The organism is Serratia inhibens (assembly GCF_003591175.1).
Lineage (GTDB): Bacteria > Pseudomonadota > Gammaproteobacteria > Enterobacterales > Enterobacteriaceae > Serratia > Serratia inhibens.
The window spans coordinates 55,964-81,697 of sequence record NZ_QYYG01000004.1 but is presented as its reverse complement, the minus strand read 5'-3'; the positions used below and the strand labels follow the sequence as shown (position 1 = coordinate 81,697).

23 protein-coding genes and 1 pseudogene are annotated in these 25,734 nt (G+C 58.2%); 14 read left to right on the top strand and 10 right to left on the bottom strand.

Annotated elements, in window-relative coordinates:
* Nucleotides 1-58: 58 nt before the first annotated feature.
* A complete protein-coding gene (gene uvrD / locus D4100_RS14965; protein ID WP_006318315.1) occupies nt 59-2,221 on the top strand; it encodes a DNA helicase II in 2,163 nt (720 codons plus the stop codon).
* Nucleotides 2,222-2,264: 43 nt separating this feature from the next.
* On the opposite strand, the gene D4100_RS14960 is transcribed toward uvrD, so the two are convergent.
* A complete protein-coding gene (locus D4100_RS14960; RefSeq protein WP_006318314.1) occupies nt 2,265-2,738 on the bottom strand; it encodes a WbuC family cupin fold metalloprotein in 474 nt (157 codons plus the stop codon).
* Between the two features lie 448 nt (nt 2,739-3,186).
* Here D4100_RS14960 and corA point away from each other — a divergent pair, with 448 nt between their 5' ends.
* Together corA and D4100_RS14945 are read left to right on the top strand one after the other, a co-directional pair.
* A complete protein-coding gene (gene corA / locus D4100_RS14950) occupies nt 3,187-4,137 on the top strand; it encodes a magnesium/cobalt transporter CorA (protein ID WP_004950926.1) in 951 nt (316 codons plus the stop codon).
* Between the two features lie 203 nt (nt 4,138-4,340).
* Complete coding sequence (locus tag D4100_RS14945) at nt 4,341-5,399, top strand: AbrB family transcriptional regulator (protein ID WP_043912292.1); 1,059 nt, start codon at nt 4,341-4,343, stop codon at nt 5,397-5,399.
* On the opposite strand, the gene rarD is transcribed toward D4100_RS14945, so the two are convergent.
* Both rarD and D4100_RS14935 read right to left on the bottom strand, forming a co-directional pair.
* On the bottom strand, nt 5,391-6,278 hold the full coding sequence (rarD, locus tag D4100_RS14940) for an EamA family transporter RarD (RefSeq protein WP_006318308.1): 888 nt from the start codon (nt 6,276-6,278) through the stop codon (nt 5,391-5,393). The genes D4100_RS14945 and rarD overlap by 9 nt on opposite strands.
* A 64-nt stretch (nt 6,279-6,342) precedes the next feature.
* The gene (locus tag D4100_RS14935) at nt 6,343-6,813 is read right to left on the bottom strand and encodes a thioesterase family protein (RefSeq protein ID WP_006318306.1); all 471 of its coding nucleotides are present in this window, start codon (nt 6,811-6,813) and stop codon (nt 6,343-6,345) included.
* A 204-nt stretch (nt 6,814-7,017) separates the two neighbouring features.
* On the opposite strand from D4100_RS14935, the gene pldA reads away from it, so the two are divergent.
* The 3 genes from pldA to rhtC are packed head-to-tail and all read left to right on the top strand — an operon-like array spanning nt 7,018 to nt 10,416.
* Nucleotides 7,018-7,896: a phospholipase A gene (pldA, locus tag D4100_RS14930; RefSeq protein ID WP_004950930.1), complete on the top strand. Its 879-nt coding sequence runs from the start codon at nt 7,018-7,020 to the stop codon at nt 7,894-7,896.
* Between the two features lie 48 nt (nt 7,897-7,944).
* The gene (gene recQ / locus D4100_RS14925) at nt 7,945-9,777 is read left to right on the top strand and encodes an ATP-dependent DNA helicase RecQ (RefSeq protein ID WP_006318304.1); all 1,833 of its coding nucleotides are present in this window, start codon (nt 7,945-7,947) and stop codon (nt 9,775-9,777) included.
* A 12-nt stretch (nt 9,778-9,789) separates the two neighbouring features.
* The gene (rhtC, locus tag D4100_RS14920; protein ID WP_119804671.1) at nt 9,790-10,416 is read left to right on the top strand and encodes a threonine export protein RhtC; all 627 of its coding nucleotides are present in this window, start codon (nt 9,790-9,792) and stop codon (nt 10,414-10,416) included.
* A 50-nt stretch (nt 10,417-10,466) separates the two neighbouring features.
* Here the strand turns inward: rhtC and rhtB are convergent, their stop codons facing one another.
* Nucleotides 10,467-11,087, bottom strand: a complete 621-nt coding sequence (gene rhtB / locus D4100_RS14915; protein WP_006318301.1) for a homoserine/homoserine lactone efflux protein — start codon at nt 11,085-11,087, stop codon at nt 10,467-10,469.
* 217 nt (nt 11,088-11,304) lie between these two features.
* Between rhtB and pldB the strand changes: the two genes are divergently transcribed.
* Both pldB and yigL read left to right on the top strand, forming a co-directional pair.
* Nucleotides 11,305-12,342: a lysophospholipase L2 gene (pldB, locus tag D4100_RS14910; RefSeq protein ID WP_119804670.1), complete on the top strand. Its 1,038-nt coding sequence runs from the start codon at nt 11,305-11,307 to the stop codon at nt 12,340-12,342.
* Nucleotides 12,343-12,353: 11 nt separating this feature from the next.
* Nucleotides 12,354-13,154, top strand: coding sequence for a sugar/pyridoxal phosphate phosphatase YigL (yigL, locus tag D4100_RS14905; protein ID WP_006318289.1), 801 nt, complete (start codon nt 12,354-12,356; stop codon nt 13,152-13,154).
* 35 nt (nt 13,155-13,189) lie between these two features.
* Here yigL and glpQ read toward each other — a convergent pair whose 3' ends face one another.
* Nucleotides 13,190-14,269, bottom strand: coding sequence for a glycerophosphodiester phosphodiesterase (gene glpQ, locus D4100_RS14900; RefSeq protein WP_119804669.1), 1,080 nt, complete (start codon nt 14,267-14,269; stop codon nt 13,190-13,192).
* 200 nt (nt 14,270-14,469) lie between these two features.
* Nucleotides 14,470-15,825: a glycerol-3-phosphate transporter gene (gene glpT / locus D4100_RS14895; RefSeq protein ID WP_119804668.1), complete on the bottom strand. Its 1,356-nt coding sequence runs from the start codon at nt 15,823-15,825 to the stop codon at nt 14,470-14,472.
* Between the two features lie 365 nt (nt 15,826-16,190).
* Here glpT and glpA point away from each other — a divergent pair, with 365 nt between their 5' ends.
* Genes glpA through glpC form a run of 3 tightly spaced genes read left to right on the top strand, consistent with a single transcriptional unit; the run spans nt 16,191 to nt 20,291 of the window.
* On the top strand, nt 16,191-17,834 hold the full coding sequence (gene glpA, locus D4100_RS14885) for an anaerobic glycerol-3-phosphate dehydrogenase subunit A (protein WP_119804667.1): 1,644 nt from the start codon (nt 16,191-16,193) through the stop codon (nt 17,832-17,834).
* Complete coding sequence (gene glpB / locus D4100_RS14880) at nt 17,824-19,095, top strand: glycerol-3-phosphate dehydrogenase subunit GlpB (protein ID WP_119804666.1); 1,272 nt, start codon at nt 17,824-17,826, stop codon at nt 19,093-19,095. The genes glpA and glpB overlap by 11 nt, the downstream gene beginning before the upstream one ends.
* Nucleotides 19,092-20,291 (top strand): anaerobic glycerol-3-phosphate dehydrogenase subunit GlpC, encoded by a 1,200-nt coding sequence (gene glpC, locus D4100_RS14875; protein WP_006318284.1) that lies wholly within the window; start codon nt 19,092-19,094, stop codon nt 20,289-20,291. The genes glpB and glpC overlap by 4 nt, the downstream gene beginning before the upstream one ends.
* Before the next feature lie 48 nt (nt 20,292-20,339).
* Here glpC and D4100_RS14870 read toward each other — a convergent pair whose 3' ends face one another.
* The 3 genes and pseudogenes from D4100_RS14870 to D4100_RS14860 all read right to left on the bottom strand — a co-directional run bounded on the left by D4100_RS14870 (nt 20,340) and on the right by D4100_RS14860 (nt 22,126).
* A complete protein-coding gene (locus D4100_RS14870; RefSeq protein WP_119804665.1) occupies nt 20,340-20,903 on the bottom strand; it encodes a DcrB family lipoprotein in 564 nt (187 codons plus the stop codon).
* 80 nt (nt 20,904-20,983) lie between these two features.
* Nucleotides 20,984-21,418 (bottom strand): annotated as a pseudogene (locus tag D4100_RS14865) (N-acetyltransferase family protein).
* A 42-nt stretch (nt 21,419-21,460) separates the two neighbouring features.
* The gene (locus tag D4100_RS14860) at nt 21,461-22,126 is read right to left on the bottom strand and encodes a 7-cyano-7-deazaguanine/7-aminomethyl-7-deazaguanine transporter (RefSeq protein WP_006318281.1); all 666 of its coding nucleotides are present in this window, start codon (nt 22,124-22,126) and stop codon (nt 21,461-21,463) included.
* A 219-nt stretch (nt 22,127-22,345) separates the two neighbouring features.
* On the opposite strand from D4100_RS14860, the gene tusA reads away from it, so the two are divergent.
* From tusA to D4100_RS14845, 3 genes are read left to right on the top strand one after another with little or no spacing between them, the layout of a single operon-like run.
* Nucleotides 22,346-22,591, top strand: a complete 246-nt coding sequence (gene tusA / locus D4100_RS14855) for a sulfurtransferase TusA (protein WP_004950955.1) — start codon at nt 22,346-22,348, stop codon at nt 22,589-22,591.
* A gap of 60 nt (nt 22,592-22,651) precedes the next feature.
* On the top strand, nt 22,652-22,849 hold the full coding sequence (relB, locus tag D4100_RS14850; RefSeq protein ID WP_006318280.1) for a type II toxin-antitoxin system RelB family antitoxin: 198 nt from the start codon (nt 22,652-22,654) through the stop codon (nt 22,847-22,849).
* Nucleotides 22,850-22,858: 9 nt separating this feature from the next.
* Nucleotides 22,859-23,125, top strand: coding sequence for a type II toxin-antitoxin system RelE/ParE family toxin (locus tag D4100_RS14845; protein ID WP_119804664.1), 267 nt, complete (start codon nt 22,859-22,861; stop codon nt 23,123-23,125).
* Nucleotides 23,126-23,184: 59 nt separating this feature from the next.
* On the opposite strand, the gene D4100_RS14840 is transcribed toward D4100_RS14845, so the two are convergent.
* Nucleotides 23,185-25,500, bottom strand: coding sequence for a zinc/cadmium/mercury/lead-transporting ATPase (locus D4100_RS14840; protein ID WP_119804759.1), 2,316 nt, complete (start codon nt 25,498-25,500; stop codon nt 23,185-23,187).
* Between the last annotated feature and the right edge of the window lie 234 nt (nt 25,501-25,734).

The following is a 25,734-nucleotide window of genomic DNA, read 5'->3' as shown; positions in this document are numbered from 1 at the left end:
AAATTCCCAGTGGAAAACGCGTCCCAGGCGCGTTCTCCCTTACCAATTAATGGTGCCTATGGACGTTTCCGATCTGCTCGACAGCCTGAATGAAAAACAACGCGAAGCCGTGGCGGCGCCACGCTGCAACCTGTTGGTATTGGCCGGCGCGGGCAGCGGTAAAACCCGGGTGCTGGTCCATCGCATCGCCTGGCTGCTGTCGGTAGAGAACTGCTCGCCGTATTCGATTATGGCGGTGACGTTCACCAACAAAGCGGCGGCGGAGATGCGCCACCGGATCGAACACCTGATTGGCACCAGCCAGGGCGGTATGTGGATCGGCACCTTCCACGGCCTGGCTCACCGGCTGCTGCGCGCCCACCATATGGACGCCAATCTGCCGCAGGATTTCCAGATCCTCGACAGCGACGACCAGTTTCGTTTGCTGAAGCGCATCGTCAAGGCGCTGAATATCGACGAAAAGCAATGGCCGCCGCGTCAGGCGATGTGGTACATCAACGGCAAAAAAGACGAAGGCCTGCGCCCGCAGCACGTTGAAACCTATAACAACCCGGTGGAAGCGACCTGGTTGCGTATCTATCAGGCCTATCAGGAAGCTTGCGACCGAGCCGGGCTGGTGGACTTTGCCGAACTGCTGCTGCGCGCCCATGAGCTGTGGCTGAACAAGCCGCATATCCTCAATCACTACCGCGAGCGCTTCACCAACGTCTTGGTGGACGAGTTCCAGGATACCAACAGCATCCAGTACGCCTGGATCCGCCTGCTGTCCGGCAATAACAGCAATGTGATGATCGTGGGTGACGATGACCAGTCAATTTACGGCTGGCGCGGCGCCCAGGTGGAAAACATCCAGCGTTTCCTGAAGGATTTCCCCGGCGCACAAACCGTCCGCCTGGAACAGAACTACCGTTCGACCAGCAATATCCTGAAGGCTGCCAATACCCTGATCGCCAACAATGGCGGGCGCATGGGTAAAAACCTGTGGACCGAGGGGGCCGAAGGCGAGCCTATCTCAATCTACTGCGCGTTCAATGAACTCGACGAGTCGCGCTTTGTCGTCGGCCGCATCAAGACCTGGCAGGAAAACGGCGGTGCGCTGAATGATTGCGCGATACTCTACCGCAGCAACGCCCAGTCGCGCGTGCTGGAAGAGGCGCTGTTGCAAACCGCCATGCCGTACCGCATTTATGGCGGGCAGCGCTTCTTCGAACGTCAGGAAATCAAGGATGCGCTGGCCTATTTGCGGCTAATCGCCAACCGTAACGACGACGCGGCGTTTGAGCGCGTGGTGAATACCCCGACGCGCGGCATCGGCGACCGAACGCTGGACGAAGTGCGCCGTACGGCGCGCGATCGCCAATTGACGCTGTGGCAGGCCACCCGTGCGCTGTTGCAAGACAAAGTGCTGGCCGGGCGTGCGGCGTCCGCGCTGCAACGTTTTACCGAATTGGTGGATTCCCTGGCGCACGAAACCGCAGATATGCCGTTGCATGTGCAGACCGACAGGGTGATCCGCGATTCGGGGCTGTTCATCATGTATGAGCAGGAAAAGGGTGAAAAGGGCCAGGCGCGTATCGAAAACCTTGAAGAACTGGTGACGGCGACGCGGCAGTACAGCTATCAGGATGAAGATCAGGATCTGATGCCGCTGCAGGCGTTTCTGTCACATGCCGCGCTGGAGGCGGGCGAGGGGCAGGCAGATGCGTATCAGGATGCGGTGCAACTGATGACCCTGCACTCCGCCAAGGGGCTGGAGTTTCCGCTGGTGTTTATCGTCGGGATGGAAGAGGGGATGTTCCCGAGCCAGATGTCGCTGGACGAAGGCGGGCGATTGGAGGAAGAGCGCCGGTTGGCCTACGTTGGTCTGACGCGCGCCATGCAGAAACTGACGCTGACCTATGCCGAAACGCGTCGTTTGTACGGCAAAGAGGTTTATCATCGGCCTTCGCGTTTTATCGGCGAACTGCCGGAAGACTGTGTGGAAGAAGTGCGGCTGCGCGCCAGCGTATCGCGGCCGGTGAATCATCGCCGCATGGGCACGCCAATCAGCGAAAACGACACCGGCTACAAGCTTGGCCAACGGGTGCGCCATCCCAAGTTTGGCGAAGGCACCATCGTCAATCTGGAAGGCAGCGGCGAACATAGCCGGTTGCAAATTGCGTTTCCGGGCGAAGGCATCAAGTGGCTGGTGGCGGCCTACGCCCGGCTGGAAACGGTGTAAGGCCGGCGAGTTGCAGGGGGAAAGTCCCCTGCAATCAGCCAAATCAGCGAGAGTAACTGTCGCCAATCTGCGCGGTGGCATACCAGCGCATCACCGCTTCGGTGCCCTCACCGCCTTCCGCCGGCGCCCATGACATGCAATCTTCTTCCGCCAGCGGCTGATACGGCCCCTGCTTCACTTCAAACACCACGCCGCCTGCATCGACCGACAGCACCGCATGCCAGGTAAACGCCGGCATCTCCAGCACTTTGGTCTCTTCGCCGAGCAGCGTGCGCTGCGTGACGACGCCATCCTGGTCAAATTGCAGCACCACGAAGCGGCCACGCAGCGGCGTCAACAGCTCCCAGGTTTGCGGATGGCGGTGCGGACGGATATAGGTGCCCGGCTCCATGGCAATCGCCAGGCGCTGTACCGGATCGCTTAACTCTTCGTGTAATGTACGGTGCGCACGCAGGCGCGCCACTTTGGCAGCCTGTTCGCTCATCGCGGTCAGGTCGTGGGCGGTCATCTGTTTCATCGGCTAAATCCGCAGGCTTATAGTGGCCTAATCTTAGCAACTTTCCCGGAGGCGGTCAGAGATCGCCGCAGACTTTTTCTGCACGGTTTACCTCGGGTTAAGCGCGTTTTTTAAACCCGCGACAGCATGCTGAATTGTTGCGCAATTATCCTGTCTAACGTGTTGACAGGCTTTTTCTTCTCGGCGTAACATGCGCGCACGATTATCAATGAGGACATACGCCTTGGACACACCCAGTAGATACTGGCTCACTGACCTGGACAACAACAGGTACAACTTCTAAGGCTATCCCATTGAGCTGATGGCCTTCGTGGTTGTCGGCGACCCCGCAAAGCGTCGCTACGAGTCAGATCCTTCATGGTCTGAAACAAGCTGGTGATGCAACACCCCTCTGTTTCTGTGCTTCCACGCGTTGTCTGCACCCGTCACCAATAGGGAGTTTTGGCACATGCTAAGCGCGTTTAAATTAGATAACAGTCGCCTGTCCCGTCTGGAGTTGGATGACTCGGATGATCTCACCTCGTCACTGTGGGTTGATCTGGTTGAACCGGAAGAGGGCGAGCGTGAGCGCGTGCAAAATGAGCTGGGCCAGAGCCTGGCGACGCGCCCTGAGCTGGACGACATCGAAGCCTCCGCGCGTTTCTTCGAAGATGAAGATGGCTTGCATATTCACTCCTTCTTCTATTTTGAAGATGCGGAAGATCACGCCGGCAACTCGACCGTGGCCTTCACCATTCGCGACGGCCGGCTGTATACCCTGCGTGAACGTGAACTGCCGGCGTTTCGTTTGTACCGCATGCGCGCCCGCAATCTGACGATGGTTGACGGCAATGCCTATGAGCTGTTGCTGGATCTGTTCGAAACCAAGATTGAGCAGTTGGCGGACGAGATCGAAAACATCTATAGCGATCTGGAAAAGCTCAGCCGGGTGATCATGGAAGGCCATCAGGGCGACGAATATGACGAAGCCTTGTCAACCTTGGCGGAGCTGGAAGATATCGGCTGGAAAGTGCGCCTGTGTCTGATGGATACCCAACGCGCGCTTAACTTCCTGGTGCGCAAGGCGCGCCTGCCGACCGGCCAGTTGGAACAGGCGCGTGAAGTGCTGCGCGACATCGAATCCCTGTTGCCGCATAACGAGTCGCTGTTCCAGAAGGTGAACTTCCTGATGCAGGCGGCGATGGGTTTTATCAATATCGAACAGAACCGCATCATCAAGATTTTCTCGGTGGTGTCGGTGGTGTTCCTGCCGCCCACGCTGGTGGCTTCCAGCTACGGGATGAACTTTGAGTTTATGCCGGAACTGAAATGGTCGTTCGGTTATCCGGGGGCCATCAGCCTGATGATCCTCGCGGGGCTGGCCCCTTATCTGTACTTCAAGCGCAAGAACTGGCTTTAAACGAAACGCGCTTTGCCAACTTGAGCTTGGGCAGTGCTCGGCCTCCTCACATACTGCGTGTATGCTCCGGGGCCTGCGCGCTGTCCGCACTCAATTTGACTGTGCGCGCTACGTTTAAAGAGTGCGTGGGGATTATCCCTTAGCCTGCTAAATAGAGGTAGAATAGCCCCTCAGCTTATCTGCACCCTAAGGCGTGTGTGTTGATGGAAAGAGTTCCCCGCTTGATTCAATGGCTGCTCCTGCTGCTGGCTTCGCTGGCGCTGGGGTTTGGCCTGCAAACATTTCATATTCCCGCTGCGCTGTTGCTGGGGCCGATGATCGTCGGCGTGGCGATGGGGCTGTCGGGCGCTACGGTGCGTATTCCCACTCGTCTGTTTATCGTCGCGCAGGCGGTGCTCGGCTGCATGATCGCGCAAAGCCTCTCTCCCGCTATCCTCACGCCGTTACTCGATGACTGGCCACTGGTGCTGCTGGTGCTGTTTGCCACGCTGGCGGCCAGCGGCGTTTCCGGCTGGTGTCTGGTGCGTTTCAGCGGACTGCCGGGGCCGACCGGTGCCTGGGGATCATCGCCCGGCGGCGCTTCGGCGATGGTGGCGATGGCGGGGGATTTCGGTGCAGATGTCCGGTTAGTGGCGTTCATGCAGTACCTGCGGGTGCTGTTTGTCGCCACTGCGGCGGCAATGGTGGCGCGGATTGGATTGGGCGATGAGGCGGGCCACGGCAGCGTCGCACTGGAATGGTTTCCGCCGCTGGATTGGCGTTTTCTCGCGACGCTGGGTATCGCCGTTGCCGGCGCCTGGCTTGGCCCCCGGCTGCGCATTCCTTCCGGCGCGCTGCTTTTACCGATGATTATCGGCGCAACGGTTCACTCAAGCGGCGCGATGGCGTTGCAGGTGCCCGAATGGTTGCTGGCGCTGGCTTATACCCTGATTGGCTGGAGCGTCGGGCTACGTTTCACCCGGCCGATATTTTTGCTGGCGTTGCGCACTTTGCCGCAGATGGTAGCGTCGATAGTGGCGCTGATGCTGTTTTGCGGGCTGCTGGCGTGGATGTTGACCCGCTTCCTGCCGGTGGATCTGATGACCGCCTATCTGGCGACCAGCCCGGGCGGGCTGGACACCGTGGCGATCATTGCGGCGGGCAGCCGGGTGGATATGTCCTTCGTGATGGCGATGCAAACGTTGCGTCTGTTCACCATCCTGCTGACCGGCCCGGCGATGGCCCGCTTCATTTCCAACCGAGCCTCGCCTGCGTCAACGTAATTTGCGCTGGGTATAGAGTGCGTCGAGGATAAACAGCAGCAGTGCCGCCCAGATAAAGCCGAAGGTCACCAGTTTGTCCTGGCCGATGCTCTCCCCATAGAAAGTGACGGCCAGCAGGAACATCAGCGTCGGGCCGAGGTACTGGAAAAAGCCGAGTGTCGACAGGCGCAGGCGGGTCGCCGCGGCGGTAAAGAACAGCAGCGGTATGGTGGTGACGATGCCGGCCGCGACCAGCAGCAGGTTCAGCGACCACGGATTGGCGCCCAGATGGCTGGTTGGGCTGTCGGCGAACAGGAACAGGTACGCCGCCGCTACCGGCAGTAACCACAGGGTTTCAATCAGCATGCCGGTCTGCGCGTCGATGGCGATCTTCTTGCGCAGCAGGCCGTAGAAGGCAAAGCTGAACGCCAGCCCCAGACCGATAATCGGCAGCGACCCGAATTGCCATAACTGAATCAACACGCCGGCAAACGCCAACACCACCGCCAGCCACTGCATGCGGCGGAAACGCTCTCCCAGGAACAGCATTCCCAACAGCACGTTAACCAGCGGGTTAATAAAATAGCCCAGGCTGGCTTCCAGCATATGGTGGTTATTTACCGCCCAGATAAACAGCAGCCAGTTGCCGCCGATCAACACTGCGGTCACCGCCAGCAGCAGCAGCCGTTTGCGGTTGCTGCAGGCGGCGCGAACCTGCGGCCAGTTGCGGCCCAGCGTGATCAGCGCCAGCATAAAGAAGAAGGACCAAATGACCCGATGAGTGAGGATCTCATCGGCGGGTACCTGTTGAATCAGCTTGAAATAGGCCGGGGCGATACCCCAAATAAAATAGGCGGCCAAAGCAAAGAAGATGCCCTGCCGCGTTTGCTGTGCGTCCATGACGATACTCGGATGGGTAAAACGGAGATGCGGTGAGTGTACTTAAGACGCTCACCGCACACAATCACCCGACCAGGTAGGTGGCGGTGGCGCTGGCGATATGCAGGCCATCGTGGTTATGCAGCTCGACGCGGGCGACCGCCACTTTGTTGCCGCTGCGCAATACGCTGGCGGAGGCGACGAAATGCTCGCCGCGGCCGGGGCGCAGATAGTCAACGCGCAGATCTATGGTCCCCATGCGCGACAGGCGCGAGGCCACTTCCTCTTCGATCAGCGGATCCAAACGCATCAGTACGCTACCGGCGCAGGCCAACCCGGCGGCAACGTCCAGCACTGAAGCGATCACGCCGCCATGCAGGATCTTCTGGGCGGCGTTACCCACCAGTTTGGGCTGATTGGTGAAGCTCAGTTCAACGTAGTCATCTTCAAAACGGCGTAGTTCAAGGCCCAGCTCGCGGTTAAACGGCATGTGATAAACAAAGATTTCGCCGATTTTCTGGCGTGCAGCATCGAGTGTCATTGGTGTAGTGGACATAAATACCCGTTCTTTATTCAATAGAGTTAGGAGGTTATTAACTGGTCAGTCCAGGTTAATCGATTGTTGATTTTATGCCTATATTTTGTTGCTTACCAGACTAATCCAATAAATGCACGCCGCACTGCTGCAAAACCGCCTTTGTGTGTAAAATGGCCTGTTTTTATTTCAGAGTTTGTCATTTTTGTTGGAGTGAGGAACGTTATGCGCATTTTGTCAGGGATCGTTTTGGCCATGTTGGCGGCACCATTGCTGGTGCAGGCGGAAGAGGCCAAAGAGCAGCAAATTCATGATAAACCCGCAGTGCGCGGCAGCATTATCGCCAACATGCTGCAGGATCACGACAACCCCTTTACGCTATACCCGTACGACACCAACTATGTGTTGTACACCGATACCAGCAATATCAACAAAGAGGCCATCAAGACCTATAACTGGGCCGAGAAGGCGCGCAAGGATGAAGTGAAATACCAGCTCAGCCTGGCCTTCCCGCTGTGGCGTGGCATTCTGGGCGACAACTCGGTGCTGGGCGCCTCTTATACTCAGCGTTCCTGGTGGCAGCTTTCCAACCACGGGGAATCGTCACCGTTTCGCGAAACCAACTACGAGCCGCAGGTATTCCTCGGCTGGGCGACGGATTACCGCTTTGCCGGTTGGACGTTGCGCGATGTTGAAGTGGGTCTCAACCATCAGTCCAATGGGCGTTCTGATCCAACTTCCCGCAGTTGGAACCGTGGCTATGCGCGTTTTATGGCGCAGAACGGTAACTGGCAGGTGGATCTGAAACCCTGGTTCCGCTTCTCGGAAAGCGACAGCAGCGATGACAATCCGGATATCACCAAATATATGGGATATTACCGTCTGAAAGTCGGTTACGCCTGGGGCGACAGCGTGTTCAGCGTCGACAGCCATTACAACTGGAACAGCGGCTACGGCGGTGCGGAGTTGGGCTGGAGTTACCCAATCTCCAAACACGTGCGTTTCTACACTCAGGTGTTCAGCGGCTACGGCGAATCGCTGATTGATTACAACTTCCGGCAGACACGGGTTGGCGTTGGTGTCATGCTTAACGATATTATGTAATACGGCCGTCATGATGGCGGCGCTATGCAGCAAAAAGTGGGGAAGTGTGTGTCAACCGCAGCAGTGATAAACAAAGAGTTGCTGGCAGAGCAGGTATTGCGCGATACCTTTGGCTACCAGCAATTCCGACCGGGTCAACAAACGATTATCAACGCGGCGATCGGCGGGCTGGATTGTCTGGTGGTCATGCCGACCGGCGGCGGTAAATCGTTGTGCTATCAAATCCCGGCGCTGGTGATGGATGGCCTGACGTTAGTGGTTTCCCCGCTGATCTCGCTGATGAAAGATCAGGTCGATCAACTGCTGGCTTATGGCGTTTCCGCCGCCTGCTATAACTCGACGCAGACGCGCGAGCAGCAGTTGGAGGTCATGGCGGGTTGCCGCAGCGGCCAGATCAAAATGCTGTACATCGCCCCCGAACGGCTGATGATGGACAGCTTCCTCGATTTGCTCGACCACTGTCCGCCGGCGCTATTGGCGGTGGACGAGGCGCACTGCATTTCGCAGTGGGGCCATGATTTCCGTCCTGAGTACCGCGCGTTGGGTCAGTTGAAGCAGCGCTTCCCGACGATGCCGGTGATTGCTCTGACCGCTACCGCCGACGAGTCTACCCGTGGCGACATCGTGCGCCTGCTGGCGCTGCACGATCCGCTGGTGCAGGTCAGCAGCTTCGACCGCCCAAACATTCGCTATACGCTGGTGGAAAAGTTCAAGCCGCTCGATCAGCTGTGGCGCTTCGTGCAGGACCAACGCGGCAAGAGCGGTATCATTTACTGCAACAGCCGCGCCAAGGTGGAAGACACCACTGCGCGTTTGCAGAGCCGCGGGCTGAGCGTGGGCGCCTATCATGCCGGGCTGGACAACGATCGCCGCGCGCAGGTGCAGGAAGCGTTCCAGCGTGACGATTTGCAGGTGGTGGTAGCCACCGTCGCCTTTGGCATGGGCATCAACAAACCCAACGTGCGTTTCGTGGTGCACTTTGATATTCCGCGCAATATAGAATCCTACTATCAGGAAACCGGCCGCGCCGGGCGTGATGGCCTGCCGGCCGAAGCGATCCTGTTGTATGACCCGGCCGACATGGCCTGGCTGCGCCGCTGTCTGGAAGAGAAACCGGCCGGGCAACAGCTGGATATCGAGCGCCACAAGCTGAACGCCATGGGGGCTTTCGCCGAAGCGCAAACCTGCCGTCGTTTGGTGTTGCTCAATTACTTTGGCGAGGGCAAGCAGCAAAATTGCGGCAACTGCGATATCTGCCTCGATCCCCCCAAGCGCTATGACGGGCTGGAAGACGCGCGCAAGGCGCTGTCTTGCGTGTATCGCGTCGGCCAGCGGTTCGGCCTGGGTTATATTGTCGAAGTGCTGCGCGGTTCCAATAACCAGCGCATCCGCGAATACGGGCACGACAAGTTACCGGTGTACGGCATCGGTCGCGAGCAAACCACCGAGCACTGGACCAGCGTGCTGCGTCAGTTGATCCACCTGGGGTTTATTACCCAGAACATCGCCATGCACTCGGCGCTGCAATTGACCGAGGCCGCACGCCCGGTGCTGCGTGGCGAGCTGGAGCTGCAACTGGCGGTGCCGCGCATCCAAAGCCTGAAGTCGCGTGGCAGCGCCAATCAGAAATCCTACGGCGGCAATTACGATCGCAAGCTGTTTGCCAAACTGCGCAAGCTGCGTAAGTCGATTGCCGACGAAGAAAATATCCCGCCTTATGTGGTGTTTAACGATGCCACGCTGCTGGAAATGGCGGAGCAGATGCCGATCAAGGCCGGCGATCTGCTTAGCGTTAACGGCGTTGGCCAGCGCAAACTGGAGCGTTTCGGCGCCCCGTTTATGGCGATGATCCGCGATCACCTCGACAATGACGAAGAATAAGGGCAATAAATCATGCTGATGCTGTTTCTGACCGTGGCGCTGGTGCACCTGATAGCGCTGATGAGCCCGGGGCCGGACTTCTTTTTTGTTTCGCAAACCGCCGCCAGCCGTTCGCGCCGCGAGGCGATGATGGGCGTAGTGGGCATTTCACTGGGTATCGTGGTGTGGGCGGGGGTTGCGCTGATGGGCCTGCACCTGATCTTGCAGAAAATGGCCTGGCTGCACCAGATCATCATGGTCGGCGGTGGGATTTACTTATGCTGGATGGGCTGGCAGCTGCTGCGTTCCGCACGCTCCCAGAGCGGCCAATCGGTGCCGGCGGAAGAAGTGAAAGTGGCGTTGCCAAAGGCCGGGCGCAGCTTTATTCGCGGTTTCCTGACCAACCTTTCAAACCCGAAAGCGGTTATCTATTTCGGCAGCGTGTTCTCGCTGTTTGTCGGTGACGACGTGGGTGCCGGCGCGCGCTGGGGTTTGTTCCTGCTGATTATCGCCGAGACCTTTGTCTGGTTCAGCCTGGTGGCGGTAGTGTTTGCGCTGCCGGCAATGCGCCGCGGCTATCAGCGTTTGGCGAAATGGATCGACGGGCTGGCGGGCGTATTGTTCACCGGTTTCGGGTTGCATCTGATCTTTACCCGTTAATCGCAGGAAGATATCGCGAGGGCCGAACAGCGATGTTCGGCCCTTTTGCATTATGCCTTTCTGGCCGTAGCCAATAACCCGGCCACCAGAATAAACAGCGAACCGAATATACGGTTCAGCAACTGCATTTGGCGCGGCGTCTTCAGCCAGCCGGCAATGCGGGTCGCCAGCGTGGCGTAGCCAATCATCACTACAATATCCACCGCCACGGTAGTCACGCCGAGTACCAGATACTGCTCGGCCTGCGGCTGGTTGGGTAAAATAAACTGCGGGAACAGTGCGGCCAGAAACACGATGCTCTTCGGGTTGGTCAAATTGACCAGCACCGCGCGGCGGAACAAACGGCGGCGCGGCATACTGCCCGCCAGGGTATGCAAATCCAGCGAGCCGGCGGCGCGCCATTGTTGGATACCGAGCCACACCAGGTAAGCGGCACCCAGCCATTTCAGCATTTCAAACGCCAGCAGCGACTGAGAGACCAGCGCACCGAGGCCGATCCCCACCAGCACGATATGCAGACTCAACCCGACCTGCAGCCCGGCGATGGATGCCGCCGCGCCGCGATACCCGTGGCTGATACCGGTGCTCATGGTGTTGATTGCGCCAGAGCCGGGTGACAGGCTCAGAATAAGGGTTGTCAGCAGATAGGTTAACCACCAGTCCAAGGTCATCGTAAGGCTCCCTGAAAGTACCAATTTGTGCCAAAATGGCTATACCCTTCGTCTTTCAAGCTGCAGCGTTGTTACCTGCACGCGTTCACCCCAGTCACTTACCGGAGTAAGCTCCTGGGGATGAACGAGCTGGGCGCCTAGCTGAAACTTGAAACCCATAGGGTATAGTAATATTTATCACATTTTTATAGGCACATCCCCCGCTAAAAGGCATGTAATGACGTCGTTCACTCAAGGCACCGATGACTGGTTAATGCGTGAAACGCAGTTCGCTGCTTTCGCCACCGGCCCGCTGCTGGACTTTTGGCGGTTGCGAGAGCAGGGCGAGTTCAGTGGCGTGGGCGGCGTACCGATCCGCTTCGTGCGTTTTAGCTCATCGCGTCATCAGCGAGTGGTGGTGATCTGCCCCGGCCGAATCGAAAGTTACGTTAAATATCCGGAAGTTGCCTACGATCTGTTCCATTGCGGTTTTGATGTGATGATTATCGATCATCGCGGGCAAGGCCGTTCTGGTCGCTTGCTGGCTGATACGCACCGCGGTCATGTGGTAAACTTTGCCGATTATATTGACGATTTCGCCCAGTTTTATCAGCAGCAAGTGGTGCCGCACGGTTACCGGCAGCACTTTGCGCTGTCACATTCGATGGGCGGCGCGATACTGGCGCAGTTTTTGGCGCGTCAGCCGCAGGCGTTTGATGCCGCTGCGTTTTGCGCGCCGATGTTCGGCATTCATCTGCCGATGCCGGGCTGGATGGCGGACCGCATCCTTAACTGGGTGGAAAAACACCCGAGGGTGCGCGATTACTATGCGATAGGCACAGGCCAGTGGCGGCCGCTGCCCTATGTAGTCAACGTATTGACCCACAGCCGTGAACGCTATCGCCGCTGTTTACGTTATTACGCCGATTACCCCGAGTTGCAGGTGGGTGGCCCTACTTACCACTGGGTTCGGGAAAGCATTCAGGCCGGGCGGCAGATTGTCGCGCAGGCGGCTAAAATCACCACACCGCTGTTATTATTGCAGGCCGGTGAGGAACGGGTAGTCGACAACCGTTCTCAGCAGGCTTTTTGTCAGGCACTGTCAGACGCGGGGCACCCTTGTGAAGGGGGGAAACCGCGGGTTATCAAAGGCGCACGCCATGAGATCCTGTTCGAGCGGGACGCGATGCGCGCCGAAGCATTGAACGCAATCCTGCGTTTCTTTGCTCAACACTTAGGTGGCGCCCCTGCCGCCGACCACTCCATCAGAGGTTAGAACATACCCTTATGTATCACGTTGTCGCTTCCGATTTAGATGGCACGCTGCTATCACCTGACCACACCCTGTCGCCTTATGCCAAAGAGACGTTGAAGCTGCTGACCCAGCGTGACGTGCACTTTGTGTTTGCCACTGGCCGGCATCACATCGACGTTTCGCAGATCCGCGATAACCTCGATATCAGCGCCTTTATGATCACCTCCAACGGTGCTCGTGTGCATAACACTGCCGGCGAGTTGATTTTCAGCCACAACCTGGCGGAAGACATCGCCCGCGATCTCTACGGCATGCTGCATGACGATGCGGACATCACCACCAATGTCTATCGCAACGACGACTGGTTCATCAACCGGGAAAGCCCGGAGCAGGAAGAGTTCTTCCGGGAATCGGTCTTCCAGTATCAGTTGTATGAGCCGGGCCTGCTGGAAACCGACGGCGTGTGCAAGGTGTACTTCACCTGTGACGACCATGAAAAGCTGTTGCCGCTGGAAGATGCCATCAATGCGCGCTGGGGCGACCGGGTTAACGTCAGTTTCTCGTTCCCGACCTGTCTGGAAGTGATGGCGGGCGGCGTATCCAAAGGTCATGCGCTGGAAGAAGTGGCCAAAATCATCGGCTATTCGCTGAAAGAGTGCATCGCCTTCGGTGACGGCATGAATGACCTGGAAATGCTGGCGATGGCCGGCAAGGGCTGCATTATGCGTGACGCGCACCAGCGCCTGAAAGACAAGTTGCCGGAGCTGGAAGTGATTGGCTCCAACGTCGACGACGCGGTGCCGCATTACCTGCGCAAGATGTTCCTGGCCTGAGGCAACAAGGGCGCCTTGCGGCGCCCTTGTCCAGGTTACTTGTGCTGGCCCTGCTTTTGCAGGAACTGCACACCCTTGTCAGGGAAGTCGGTGAACACGCCGTCAACGCCTGCCTGATTGTAAATCACGTCATACAGCTGATTCACGTCGGTCACGTAGTTTGGCAACGCATCGGCGCGGATGGTGAACGGATGCACTGCCAGCTTGTTGGCATGGGCTTCTTTCACCATATCGGTCAGCACTACGTGGCCCGGTTTGGATTTCTCCGCTTCCACCAGCATGTGATAATCCGGCCCGATACCGTCGGCGTACTGGGCAATCTGCTTCATCGCGCCCGGCTTGAACATCCAGTCATAATCGTATTCCACCCATTTTCCGTCGGCTTTTTGCTCATAGGTTTCCTGCCATTTGTTATAGGCGATCAGTTGGATCAGCTTCAGATCCATGCCCATCTTCGGTTCCAGATCGGTTTTAATCCGCTTCAGTTCGTTGGCGTCGAAGCATTGCAGATAAACGTTGTCACCCTTGCCGGTGTAGCCATACTCTTTCAGTACCGCCAGCACTTTGCTGGAGATATCCTTGCCTTCCTGCTTGTGGAACCACGGCGCCTTGATTTCCGGGTAAATACCGATGTTTTTGCCGGTTGAATGGTTCAGCCCCTGAACAAACTCGATCTCTTCCTGGAAGGTATGGACGCGGAAATCCGATTTGCCCATCGGGAAACGGCCAGGGTAACCCTGCACCTTTTTACCGTTTTCGATCTCAAAGCCTTCCGTGAACTTCAGCGACTTGATTTCCGCCAGGGTAAAGTCGATGGCGTAATAACGTCCGTCTTTGCGCGCCCGGCTCGGGAAGCGTTCGGCCACGTCGGTAACGCGATCGAGGTAATGGTCATGCAGCACCACCAGCTCGTTGTCCTTGGTCATCACCAGATCCTGCTCGAGGAAGTCCGCACCCTGCGCGTAGGCCATAGCCTTCGCCGGCAGCGTGTGTTCCGGCAGATAGCCGCTGGCGCCACGGTGGGCGATCACCACCTTGTCCGCAGCCTGTACGGCGCTGACCATTGAGGTGGCCAGGATGATCCCTGTCAGCAGGGCTTTGACTTGAGTCCGCATTCCGTAATTCTCCATGTTGTAGGTGCAGGGTAATAAAAAGGCCGCAGCGCGGCCTTTTTACCCGTCGCCTTTCAAGTTGCAGCGTTGTTACCTGCGCTCACAGACCCCAGTTACTTGACTTTAGTAAGCGCCTGGGGATGAGTGAGCTGGCCGCCTAGCTGCAACTCGAAATTCATAGGGTAAAGATGATGCGATAATGCTTAGCCGCGTTTGTTGGCTGCGATTTCTGCGTGGTGCTTTTTCTCGCTCAGCATGGTCAGCAACAGCAGCACTACCGCGCCGATACTGCCGCCAATCATCACCATAAAGCCACCGTCCCAACCGAAGTAGTCCACGGTGTAACCGACGATGGCGCTGGCCGCAACGGAGCCGCCCAGGTAACCGAACAGACCGGTGAAGCCCGCTGCGGTACCGGCCGCTTTCTTCGGAGCCAGTTCCAGCGCGTGCAGGCCGATCAACATCACCGGGCCGTAAATCAGGAAGCCGATGGTGATCATGCAGGCCATATCGATACCAGGATTACCGACCGGGTTGAGCCAGTAAACGACGGTAGCGATGGTCACCAGAGTCATAAAGAACACGCCGGTGGCGCCGCGATTGCCTTTGAACACCTTGTCCGACATCCAGCCGCACAGCAGGGTGCCCGGAATACCGGCGTATTCGTACAGGAAGTAGGCCCAGGAAGACTTATCCAGCGTGAAATGCTTCACTTCTTTCAGGTAGGTCGGTGACCAGTCCAGAATGCCGTAACGCAGCAGGTAAACGAACACGTTGGCCACGGCGATATACCACAGCAGCTTGTTCGGCAGAATGTACTGCATGAAGATCTGCTTGGCGGTCAGCTCTTCTTCCGCTTTCTCGCTGTAGTCGTCCGGGTAATCGTTTTTGTATTCTTCTATCGGCGGCAGGCCACAGGATTGTGGCGTATCGCGCATCAGCGCAAAGGCGATCAGGGCCACCAGAATAGCGCCGAAGGCCGGCATATAAAGCGCCGTGTGCCAGTCGTTGAACCAGGCCATGCCCAGCAGGAACAGCAGCGGCGGCAGGCCGCCACCCACGTTATGGGCGCAGTTCCAGACCGAAACGATACCGCCACGCTCCTTCTGCGACCACCAGTGCACCATGGTACGGCCGCAAGGCGGCCAGCCCATGCCCTGGAACCAACCGCACAGGAACAGCAATACGAACATGACCGCGATGCTCGATGTCGCCCAGGGCACGAAGCCCATGAACAACATCACTGCGGCAGCCAGAATCAAACCGGCGGGCAGGAACACGCGTGGGTTGGAGCGGTCAGAAACCGACCCCATGATGAATTTGGAAAAACCGTAGGCGATGGAAATACCCGACAGCGCGAAACCGAGGTCACCGCGGCTGAAACCCTGGTCGATCAAATAAGGCATCGCCAGGGTGAAGTTCTTACGCACCAGATAGTAGGCGGCGTAACCGAAGAAAATCCCCAGAAATATTTGCCAGCGCAATTTACGGTACAGCGGGTCGACTTTGTCGACCGGCACACGGGAAATGTGTGCTGCCGGCTTAAAAATACTCAACATGAGCGCCTCCGATGGCTTTATTTAGTTATCACATCAATATGATCGTCTACGTTCATTTGATGATTGAGCGGATATCGAATGTGGTGTTTTTTTGTTCCATAACGAGCGTCATCCTAGTCAAAACAGCCTGGTGTCACTGTGATGAATGGCGCAAATGTTACACTTTTATGAAACTCAGGCGGATTTTGAGCGATTAGTTAACGATATGAAATAGAAAAACGGCCAAAAATCGTGATTCCGATCACATTCATGGTTTTTTGTGGACATTTTGTTTTCGTTTTAAGTTCGTTATTGTTCCTTATCAAACAAAGACCCCAGTAGCTGTGGCCCAATAGGGCAATAACCACGGATCCTGAGGGAGCGTCATGAGCAGCCATTCACCGGACAGCGAAACGGATGTGATAATCATTGGCGGCGGTGTAACCGGGGCGGGTATTGCCCGTGACTGCGCGCGCCGTGGCCTGCGTTGCATACTGCTGGAGCGCCATGATATCGCCACCGGCGCCACTGGTCGTAACCACGGTTTGTTGCACAGCGGAGCGCGCTATGCGGTGACCGACGGCGAGTCGGCGCGTGAGTGCATAGAAGAGAACCGCATCCTCAAACACATCGCCCATCACTGCATCGAGCGCACCGATGGGCTATTCATTACCCTGCCGCAGGATTCGTTGACCTACCAGCAACAGTTTATCGCCTCGTGCCACAGTGCCGGCATCAACGCCGAAGCCATTGATCCGCAACTCGCGTTGCGCCTGGAGCCGGCGGCTAACCCGGCGCTGATCGGCGCCGTGCGGGTGCCGGATGGTACCGTCGACCCATTCCGCCTGACCGCCGCCAATATGCTCGATGCCCGCGAGCATGGCGCACAGATCCTGACCTATCATCAGGTGGTCGGTTTATTGCGCGTGGGTGACCGCGTGACCGGCGTGCGCGTTTTCGACCATCAGACTACGCGCCGCTACGATATCCACGCCGAGGTGGTGGTCAACGCCGCCGGCATTTGGGGCCAACAGATTGCGGAGTACGCCGATCTGCGCATCCGCATGTTCCCGGCCAAAGGGGCATTGCTGATCCTGGGCCACCGCATCAACAAGATGGTGATCAACCGTTGCCGCAAACCGGCAGACGCCGACATTCTGGTGCCGGGTGACACCATCTCGCTGATTGGCACCACCTCCACCCACATCGACTATGACCAGATAGACAATATGGTGGTGACGCCGCAGGAGGTGGACATTCTGATCCGTGAAGGTGCGCTGTTGGCGCCGGAACTGGCGCAAACCCGCATTTTGCGCGCCTATGCCGGGGTGCGGCCGTTGGTGGCCAGCGACGACGACCCCAGCGGCCGCAACGTCAGCCGTGGCATCGTGCTGCTCGATCACGCCAGCCGCGATGGGCTGGAAGGATTTATCACCATCACCGGCGGCAAGTTGATGACCTATCGCCTGATGGCGCAGTGGGCGACCGATAAAGTGTGTGAAAAGCTTGGATTGGATAGCCCATGCACCACCGCGATCGAACCGTTGCCCGGCTCCCGGCAGACGTCGGAGGAAACGGTGCGCAGCGTGGTGGCGTTGCCGGCCAGTATTCGCGGCTCGGCGGTGTATCGCCACGGCGATCGCGCCAGCCTGGTACCGGCTGGCGATCGGCTGGACAACAGTCTGGTCTGCGAATGCGAGGCGGTCACCGCCGGCGAGGTGCGCTATGCGGTGAACTCACTCACCGTAAATAATCTGGTGGATCTGCGCCGCCGCACCCGTGTTGGCATGGGCACCTGCCAGGGCGAGCTGTGCGCCTGCCGCGCGGCCGGGCTACTGACGCGCTTTAACGTCGCCACCCCGCAGCAGTCGATCGATCAGCTGTCGCATTTCCTCAATGAGCGCTGGAAGGGTATACGCCCGATTGCCTGGGGCGACGCGCTGCGCGAAAGCGAGTTCACCAGTTGGGTTTATCAGGGATTGTGCGGACTGGATGCCCGAGAGAAACAGGAGGTGGATGATGCGATTTGACGTGGTGGTGATTGGCGGCGGCCTGGCGGGCATGGCTTGCGCCATCGGTTTGGCGGAGCAGGGCAAGCGCTGCGCCGTGGTCAGCTCTGGCCAGAGCGCGTTGTATTTTTCCTCCGGCTCGCTCGATTTGTTGGCGCAATTGCCCGACGGCACGCCGGTTGACGCACCGCTGGCTGCGTTGTCTGAACTGGCGCGACAGGCGCCGCAGCATCCTTATTCCTTGATTGGCGCAGACAGGGTGGCGCAGTTGTCTGATGAGGCGGCCCAACTGTTGCAGCGCTGCGGCCTGAGCCTGCAAGGCAGCAATGAAAGGAATCATCTGCGCATTACGCCGCTCGGCACACGCCGGGCAACCTGGCTTAGTCCGAAGACCATTCCGGTAACGCCGCTGGCCGGTGAACTGCCGTGGGAAAGCGTTGCGGTGATTGGCATTGAGGGATTTTTGGATTTTCAGCCGCAACTGGCCGCCGATTCACTCATACAGGCACTGGGTGTGCGCACCAGGGGCGACTGGTTGCATTTACCCGCGCTGGACCGGTTGCGCAACAATCCCAGCGAGTTCCGGGCGGTGAATATCGCCAGAGTGCTGGATTTGCCGGAAAACCTGATGCCGATGGAGGACGAGCTGCGCCGCCTGGCCGGTGATGCCGAGGCGATTTTCCTGCCGGCCTGTCTGGGGTTGGAGGAGGATGCTCCGCTGGTGGCGCTGCAGGCGGCAGTGGGCAAACCGGTGCGTTTGTTGCCGACGCTACCGCCTTCGGTGCTGGGCATGCGTTTGCACCAGGCATTGCGCCGGCGTCTGCAACAGCTGGGGGGCATCTTTATGCCGGGGGACAGCGTGCTGCGGGCGGATATCGACGCCGGGCGTGTTACCGGCCTTTACACCCGCAACCATGGCGATATTCCGTTGCAGGCGCAGCAGGTGGTGCTGGCCAGCGGCAGCTTTTTCAGCAATGGGCTGGTGGCGGATTTTGACGGCGTGCGCGAGCCGGTGTTTGGGCTGGACGTAGAAAGCCGTGCGGATCGCGCCGACTGGAGCCGCAGCGATCTGTTTGCTCCGCAACCTTATTTGCAGTTCGGCGTACGCACCGATGGCCGGCTGCGTGCGTTAAGGTGCGGGGAGGCGCTGACCAACCTGTATGCCATCGGCGCGGTCACCGGCGGGTACGATCCGCTACAGCAGGGCTGCGGTGCCGGCGTTTCGCTGATCGGGGCGCTGCACGTTGCGCAACAGATTGCCGCAGAGGAGGGGCGACCATGAGCCTGCAGAAAGACAACAGCTTTGAAAACTGCATCAAATGCACCGTCTGCACCACCTATTGTCCGGTCGCCAAAGCCAACCCACTCTATCCGGGGCCAAAACAGGCGGGGCCAGACGGCGAACGCCTGCGGTTGAAAGATCCGGCTTTGTACGATGAAGCGCTGAAGTATTGCACCAACTGCAAGCGCTGTGAGGTCGCCTGCCCGTCCGACGTCAAAATCGGCGATATCATTCAGCGCGCCCGCGCCGACTACGCTCAGAGCAAACCGACGCTGCGCGACGCCATCCTCAGCCATACCGACCTCATGGGGTCGCTGTCGACACCCTTTGCGCCCATAGTCAACGCCGCCACCGGCCTGAAACCGGTGCGTGCGCTGCTGGACAAAGCGCTGAAAATTGACCATCGCCGCGAGTTGCCAAAATACTCGTTCGGCACCTTCCGCCGCTGGTATCGCCGGCAGGCGCAGGCCCAGCAGCGCTATGCCGAACAGGTGGCGTTTTTTCACGGCTGCTTCGTCAATTACAACCATCCGCAACTGGGCAAGGATCTGATCAAGGTCTTTAACGCGATGAATATCGGCGTACAGCTGCTGAAACGCGAGAAATGTTGCGGCGTGCCTTTGATCGCCAACGGCTTTATCACCCAGGCCAAAAAGCAGGCCAAGGTGAATGCCGAATCCTTGCATGAGTCGGTACTGGAGCGCGGTATTTCTGTGGTGGCCACCTCGTCGAGCTGTACCTTTACCCTGCGCGATGAATATCCGCACCTGCTGGAGGTGGATACCTCGGCGGTGCGCGAGCGGGTAGAGCTGGCGACGCGCTATTTGTATCGTCTGATCATCCAGGGTCGCACTCTGCCGCTGAAACGCACGCCGTTGCGGGTGGCGTATCATACGCCCTGTCATATGGAGAAAATGGGTTGGACCGCTTATACGCTGGAGCTGTTGCGGCAAATTCCGGGGCTGGAGTTGGTCGTGCTGGATTCGCAGTGTTGCGGCATTGCCGGCACCTACGGGTTTAAATCGGAGAACTATGCGACTTCACAGGGTATTGGCGCTTCGTTGTTTCGCCAGATAGAGGAAAGCGGTGTGGATTTGGTGGTGACCGACTGCGAAACCTGCAAGTGGCAAATCGAGATGTCGACCAGCAAGCGCTGCGAACATCCGATCACCCTGCTGGCGCAGGCATTGGCGTAATCGGTAATGAGGTCGCGAAACGGGGGCCGGCGCGCCGGCCCCTTGGGATTACGGCTTCAGTTTCAACGTGTTGATGATGCCTTCGGCTTCACTTTGCGCCTGCTGCTGGTTATCCGCCGGCAGCGTTACCTGAATGGTCAGCATATTGTTATCCAGTGTGCCGATCAGGATCGAAGAGTAGGCTTTCTCGCCGCCGCTGGTGATGATGCTGTCCAACTGACGCAGAGGGACGCCGTTAACCTCGATGGCTTTGTTGGTAATCACCTGCAGATTGGCGTCACGCGAGCGTTGGGTGTCTTCCAGACGTTTGGCCAGGGTTTCCAGGTTGTCGGCGGTCTTGTCGCCGAGGATCACGATCACCGCGCGCTGGCCGGTGCTGTCGGCGTAAACGTGCATATTGTTCGCCTGGTTGCCCAGCTTACCGCTCTGGTCCGCCATGCCGACCGGCAGGGTGAACGCCAGTTTACCGTCCAGTAAACTCACCTGTTGCCCGGCCGGTGCGCTGGCCGCAGCGCCGCCCGCCGGCGCCTTGGTGTCTTTGGTGTCGCCGTCACAGGCCGCCAGGCCAAGCACTAACAGGCTGATACCCATCAATTTTGCTACTTTACGCATTGGGCTTCCTTCTTCCTTTCAGGTAGGTTTTTACTGCCGTATCGCAACCTATTCCACGTTGAAATGCAAGGCAGATGTTGTCACAAGGTTTTTTCAAGTAATAGCCGATAATCAGCCACTTCGCCTTTCTTTTCCAGCTGAACAATCCGATAGTGATTACCGATGAGCATCATCAGCATCGCCTGGAACTGATTGCGTGTTTTCACCCTCACCTGGCGATAGCCCTGAGCCTGCGCCCAGCTCTCCTGTTCAGCCAATAAGGCTCGCGCCACGCCGTGGCGGCGAAAGGCCGGCAGCACGCCGCCCAGCCAGCTGTAAAATACCTTTTCTTGCGTCTGATAACCCAGTTTGAAACCGGCGGGTTGGCCGTCAATCTCGGCGATCAGCAGGTGGCAGGCGGACAGTCCGATGCGTTGCTATAAATCGGCCAGGCTGTGCAGGCCACCGAATTCGGGGATTTGCCCGTACAGGGCGTGGATTTCTTTGAGGGTGGCGTGGCGGGTGATGACTGTCATTGGCGGCCTCCGCAGGGTGCAGGCCGCCAATGATAACACGGGTCAGTTCGCTCGCAGGCCGCCGTCATTGCGGCGGACGGCAATGCGCTTAAGCAGCATATTCAGCAGTACGCCGTACATCGGCAGGAAGAACAGCAGGCAGATCAGAACCTTGAAGCTGTAATCCACCAGGGCGATCTCCACCCAGTTATTGGCCATAAAAGCATCGCTGCTCTTATAAAACGCAATAAAGAAGAACGACAGGGTATCGCTGATATTGCCGAGGAACATTGCCGCGGCAGGAGCAACCCACCAGGCGCTGCGTTGGCGCAGGCGGTTGAAAACGTGTACGTCGAGGATCTGACCGAGCACGTAAGCCATAAAGCTGGCGATGGCGATGCGTGCCACAAACAGGTTAAAACTCCCCAACGCGGCAAAGCCCTGCCATTCGCCCTGATAGGTCACGGTAGAAATCACGTACGAGATGAACAGCGCCGGGACCATTACCGAAAGGATGATACGCCGTGCCAGCGGGGCGCCGAAAATACGCACCGTCAGATCGGTTGCCAGGAAGATGAACGGAAAGGTAAACGCCCCCCAGGTGGTATGGAAGCCGAAAACGGTAATCGGCAACTGCACCAGGTAGTTACTGGAGGTAATGATGACAATATGGAACAGCGATAGCCAGACCAACGCGGTGAGGCGCTGCTGAGCGGTAAACGAATACATGTTGTAGCCTTTTTAGTCGTGGGGTGAGGGAACCCAGAGTTTCTTGTCGCCACAGCAAAATGCGCTGCGCGGCGGCATGATACGTGTTTGCGCAACCAATGCAATGGCTAAATTTAACGCAAACGTTAACGTATCTTGCGCAGAAAAACTACCGGCGTAAACTAGGCGCCAATGAGATGCGGCGGGCGTTCGCCGATCGCTTTTGATCGAGAAAATTGCATGACTGACTTATTTGCCCAGGCAGACCAGACGCTTGATGCGCTGGGGCTGCGCTGTCCGGAACCGGTGATGATGGTGCGCAAGACCGTACGCCATATGGATGACGGTCAAACCCTGCTGATTATTGCCGATGATCCGGCCACCACCCGCGATATTCCGGGCTTTTGCCGTTTTATGGAGCACACGCTGGTGGCGCAGGAAACCGACAAGGCACCGTACCGCTACCTGTTACGTAAGGGCGTATAGTTTTTGACCGTTTTGTGCGGTAAGTTGCCTGAAATGGGGTACAGGAAAAAGGGGTAAGCAATGGTTATCTTACGCTCGCCCGTTGTCTCAGAATATGAGACACAAGAGCAGACGGAAATCTACGATCGCTGGTTTCGGGAAAAGGTTCGGGAAGCCATGGATGATCCCCTGCCTGGCATTTCCCATGATGAGGTGATGGCCGAGATGGATGCTCTTATCGCTGTAGCGGAAGCAAGGAAGAAAGCCAAACAGGTATAAAGGCTCGTCATCGAATGGAGTCGATCTGCTCGCCAGGATTTGGCGGATATACTGCTTTTCATTGCCAATGACAATCCTCGGGCAGCCAGAAAAATGAAGGTGTTAATTTCAGAAGCAATTCTTCCTGCCGCTGAACATCCTCATATTTTTCGCCGTGGCAGGGTTGATGGCACGCACGAAATCATTGTTCATCCCAATTATCTTCTGATCTACCAAGTGGTTGCCGAACGTATCCGGGTGATGCGAGTCCTGCATGCACGCCGACGCTATCCCTGAAGGCACTGTCGCTGATGAAAGTAGCGCCGGATCCCAGGGATGGGCTCCGGCGCAGAGCATCACTGACGTTTCTTCAGCAAGCGCAGTGCGTTGGCGGTGACCAGCGCGGTAGCGCCCGAGTCCGCCAGCACTGCCAGCCACAACCCGGTCATCCCCAGCAGGGTGGTGATCAGGAATATCCCTTTCAGCCCCAGCGCAATGGTGATGTTTTGCCGGATATTGGCGTGCGTGGCGCGCGAGATGCGGATCATCTCTGCCACACCGACCAGCCGATTATGGGTCAGCGCCGCGTCCGCGGTTTCCAGCGCCACGTCGGTGCCGCTGCCCATGGCGATACCGATACTTGAGGCTTTCATCGCCGGTGCATCGTTGATGCCGTCACCGATCATCGCCGTTGGGCGCCGTTCACTCAGTTCGATCACCGCCTTCACTTTATCCTCCGGCAGCAGCCCGGCCCGGTAATCGATCCCCAGTTCAGCGGCAATCGCCGCCGCCGCCCGCGGGTTATCCCCGGTCAGCATCACCCCGTGGATCCCCAGTGCGTTCAGTTCGGCAATGGCCTGTTTGGCATCGCTGCGTAGCGTATCACGCAGCGCCAACAGGCCGATCGCCACGCCGTCTTCCAACACCACCACCGCCGTTTTACCGGCGTTTTCCAGTTTTTCCACCTGGTTTTGCAACTGTGCGTCGAGCTGGCCTGCTGCCAGTTTGGCCGGTGCGCTGATCAACAGGGTTTTGCCGTCGACCTTACCTTCCACCCCGACCCCAGCCAGAGCGCGACGCGCCTGAGCCGGTGGCAGAGGTGCGCCATACTGCTCGGCCCGTTTGATAATTGCCTGCGCCAGCGGATGGTGGGAGCCGGTTTCTACCGCCGCCGCCAGGGTCAGCAACCGCTGTTCGCTGAAGCCGTTGCTCGGCAGTACATCCGTGATTCGGGGTTTGCCTTCCGTCAGCGTGCCGGTCTTATCGAAGGCAATGGTTTGCACCTGGCCCAACTGTTCCAGCGCTGCGCCGCCTTTAATCAGGGCGCCGCGTCGAGTGGCTGCCGCCAGTCCGGAAGTAATCGCCGCCGGAGTGGATATGACCAGCGCGCAAGGGCAGCCAATCAGCAACAGGGTCAGGCCACGGTAAATCCAGATATCCCAGGGCTGCGACATCAGCAGCGGCGGCACCAGGATCACCGCAACGGCCAGCAGCATAATCGCTGGCGTGTAGTAACTGCTGAACCGGTCAAGGAAACGTTCGATAGGGGCGCGGCGTTCTTCGGCCTCTTCGATCAGTTGCAGAATGCGGTCGATGGCGTTTTTGCCCGGTTCGGAAATCACCTTCATCTGCGCGGCCTGATCGACCGACAGGCTGCCCGCCGCCACTTTCTGGCCCTGTTGACGTTCGACCGGCACCGACTCGCCGGTCAGGGCGCTTTCGTCGAAACTGGCGAACGGGTTGAGCAGTTCGGCATCGGCCGGCAGGCGGCCGCCGGGGGCAATTTCAATCACATCGCCGGGGCGCAGGCCGGCGACCGGCACGCGTTTGCGCTCCGAGCCCCGGACCAGCAAAGCATCTTCCGGCACCAGTTCCATCAGCGCCTTCACGCCACGGCGTGCGCGGTTGGCGGCGTAGGATTCCAAGAGTTCGCCAACCATAAACAGCAGCAGCACCATGGCCGCCTCGGCGGTGGCGCCGATAAACAGCGCGCCTATTGCCGCCACGCTCATCAGCGTTTCAATGGCAAACGGCGTACCGGAGCGGATCAGCCGCAGCGCCTTGGTAGCGACCGGTGCCAGACCGACCAGCGTGGTGGCGATAAACGCAATGCGCCCCAGCTCAGGATTGACCATATCGAGTGCCCAGCTGACCACCATCAGCGTGGTGAGCAGCAGCAGCGGGCCGAACTCTTTCAGGTGTGATGCCTTGGGCGACTCGGCTTTGGTTGTCTGGGCGCCGAGCAGGGTAAAGCCGGCCTGTTGCACCGCATCCTGGATGCGCAGGCTGACATCGGATTGGGCGTCGACCACCAGTTTTTCAGTGGCGAACAGCACGCGAGCGTTTTCTACGCCGGGAATGCCCGTAATGGCGTTCTCTATTTTTTTGGCGCAGCTTGGGCAGTCCATGCCGGTGACTTTCCAACTGTAACGCCGGCTACCGGAAGGAGGGGCGGCAGCCAGCCTGTCGCTTTCCTCATCCGGATCCTCATGATCGTCCGTGCTGCAACAGCTGGCGCCATGATCGTGCGAGTGAGCGTGATCGGTTTCAACGGCCAGGTTTTTTTGCTCGCTGCTGCAACCGTGCTGGGTTTTGCCGTGGCTGTGATTGCAGCCGCAGGCACCTTCTGCAGGGTTATGTTCCTGATGATTATGGTTTTGATGGGTATGCATAACGTCCCCCTCCGGGCAGTTAATGATGTTCATTGCGCCGACTCTACACCCTGGAGTCAACTCCAGAGTCAAGCGCCGGGATGAGAATTATTGCTAACTGTCATGCGGAGAGGGGGCGTACGGTAAAAAGTGTTTGATAGCAGGGTAATAATGCAAAGATTAATATATTGGTGATGCCGTGGGGTGTTTTTCGGCAATGCACTCTCAGGCCGTTAGTCGATATAAGAAGATGTT